The 2,722-nt window shown below is 75.2% G+C and carries 1 protein-coding gene; it reads right to left on the bottom strand.

Annotation, left to right across the window (positions count from 1 at the left end; translation table 11 throughout):
• A partial coding sequence (locus tag ACIQOV_RS36230; protein ID WP_401055059.1) for an SDR family NAD(P)-dependent oxidoreductase occupies positions 1 to 2,706 on the bottom strand: 2,706 nt, incomplete at its 3' end.
• Positions 2,707 to 2,722 lie beyond the last annotated feature (16 nt).

The following is a 2,722-nucleotide window of genomic DNA, read 5'->3' as shown; positions in this document are numbered from 1 at the left end:
CGTCACCCGCACAAGCCCGCGTACCTGGCCGGCCGCCTCGGTCAGCGCGGCGTCGAACAGGGCCAGCGCGTCCGTCGTCGGCAGCGGCCGTACGCCGGCCCTGGCCAGGCGGTGCCGGTCGACGGCGGTCAGACCTCCGGTCATGCCGCTGGCCTCCGCCCAGTAGCCCCAGGCGAGCGACACGGCCGGCTGTCCCTGGGCGTGCCGGTGTGCGGCGAGGCCGTCGAGGTACGCGTTCGCCGCCGCGTAGTTCGCCTGGCCCGCACCGCCCAGCACACCGGCCGCCGACGAGAACAGCACGAACGCCTCCAGGTCCGAGGTCAGTTCGTGGAGGTGCCGCGCCGCGAGGGCCTTCGGCTCCCACACGCGCGCGAACCGCTGCGGGGTGAGGGATTCCACGACGGTGTCGGCCAGCGTGCCCGCGGCGTGGATCACCGAGGTGACCGGGTGTTCGGCGAGCAGCCGCGCCACCGCCTCGCGGTCGGACACGTCGCACGCCACGATGTCGGCGGTCGCGCCCAGCGCGGCCAGGTCGGCGGTCAGCGCGGCCGCGTCGGGGGCGTCCGGGCCGCTCCGGCCGACCAGCAGCAGGTGCCGCACGCCGTGCCGCACGGCGAGGTGGCGGGCGATCGTGCCGCCCAGGGTGCCGGTGCCGCCGGTGACGAGCACCGTGCCCCCGGGGCTGAGCGGCGAGGGCAGCGGTTCGGTCCGCGCCCGTTCGAGGCGGGGGACGTGAACGGCGCCGACGCGGATCGCGAGCTGGGGTTCGTCGCCGGCCAGCCGGACCTCGTCGCCGTCGTCACCGTCGACCAGCACGAACCGGCCGGGGTGCTCGGTGGCGGCCGACCGGACCAGGCCCCAGACGGCGGCGGCCTGCGGGTCGACGTCCTCGCCCGGACGGACGGGCACGGCGTTGCGCGTGGCGACCACCATGCGCGGGGTGTCCGTGGTGAGGAAGTCCTGGATCACCCGCAGGGTCTCGACGGGCGATGTGGCGTGGTGGACCGGGATGTCCGGTTCGGTGGTCGCCGTTTCCAGGACCGGCCACGCCACCTGGTACGGCACGTCCTGCGTGGTGGCCCCGGCCGGCCGGCGCAGGGTCAACGAGGCGATCTCGGCGACCGGCGCGCCCGACCGGTCGGCGAGGCCGATCGCGCAGGTGTCCTGGCCGGTCACGGTCAGCCGGACCCTGGCGTGCTCGGCGCCGCGCCACCAGGAGATCCCGGCGAAGGAGAACGGCATCTTCGCCCGGTCGTCGGCGACGGTCACGACCTGGATCGCGGCGTCGAGCAGGGCGGGGTGCAGGGCGAACCGGGTGTCGCCGGGGGGTACGGCCACCTCCGCGTAGAGGGTGTCGCCGTCGCGCCAGGCCGCTCGCAGGCCTTGGAAGGCCGTGCCGTAGGCGAATCCGGCGTCGGCCAGGTTGTCGTAGAAGGCGTCGAGGTCGACGGCTTCGGCGTGCGGCGGCCACTGCCGTGCCCAGGGCTCCCCTGGTGCGACGGGTACGGCGCCCAGGGTCCCGGTGGCGTGCCGTACCCACTCGCCGTCCGCGCGCGAGTGGATCGAGAGGCTGCGCCGGCCCGCCCGGTCGGGGCCGACGGTCACGGACACCTGCACGCCGTCCGCGACCACCAGCGGTGTCTCCAGCGTCAGGTCCTCGACCGCCGGGCAGCCGACGTGTTCGCCGGCCCGGAGCGCCAGGTCCACGAACGCCGCGCCGGGCAGCAGGGGCGAGCCCGTGATGACGTGTTCGGTGAGCCACGGCTGCGCGGCGGTGGCGAGTTGTCCCGTCAGCACCACGCCGTTGTCGTCGGGGAGTTCCATGGCGTCCCGCAGCAGCGGGTGGTCGATCCGGCCGTCACCGGCCGGTGCCGGGGTGGTGGGCTGGAGCCAGTAGTGCTGGTGCTGGAAGGCGTACGAAGGCACACGCGCGCCCGACGTCCCCGCCGTCGCCGTCGCGGGGGGCGTCCAGCGCACCGCGCCGTCCGCCCACAACCGCCCCAGCCCCGCGAACAGCCGCTCCGGAGAATCACCGCCACGGCGCATCAACCCGTTCCCCACCAGCAGCGGATGCGGACCCACCTCCACGAACCCCGTAACACCCTGACCCGCCAGCCACGCCATGGCATCGGCGAACCGGACCGGCTCCCGCACCTGCCGCACCCAGTACCCGGGCTCCCCCATGTCCACCGGACGCCCGGCCACCGTGGAGGCCACCGGGATCACCGGCTCACCGAACGACAACCCCGCCGCCACCCGGCCCAGTTCCTCCAGCACCGGATCCATCCACGCCGAATGGAACGCGTGACCGACCTCCAGCCGCCGCACCCGGCGCCCACGGCCCCGCCACACCTCGGCGACCGCCGCGACCGCCGCCCCGTCCCCCGACACCACCACCGCGTCCACCGCGTTGACCGCCGCCACCTCGACGCCCGGCACCAGCGACGCCTCCACCTCCTCCAGCGACGCCTGGAGCGAGACCATCGCCCCACCACCGGGCAACCCCTGCATCAGCCGGCCCCGCGCGCCCACCAGCGCACACGCGTCCTCCAGCCCCAGAACGCCCGCCACATGGGCCGCCGCCACCTCACCGACCGAGTGCCCGACCACGAAGTCCGGCCGAACCCCCAGCCACTCCACCAGCCGGAACAGCGCCACCTCCAACGCGAACACCCCGCCCTGGGTGAACAGCGTCTGCCCCAGCACCCCCTCCCCGTCCTCG

It is taken from the genome of Kitasatospora sp. NPDC091257, assembly GCF_044757675.1.
GTDB classification, from domain to species: Bacteria; Actinomycetota; Actinomycetes; order Streptomycetales; family Streptomycetaceae; genus Kitasatospora; species Kitasatospora lactacystinica.
This window is presented reverse-complemented; position numbering and strand designations above follow the sequence as displayed.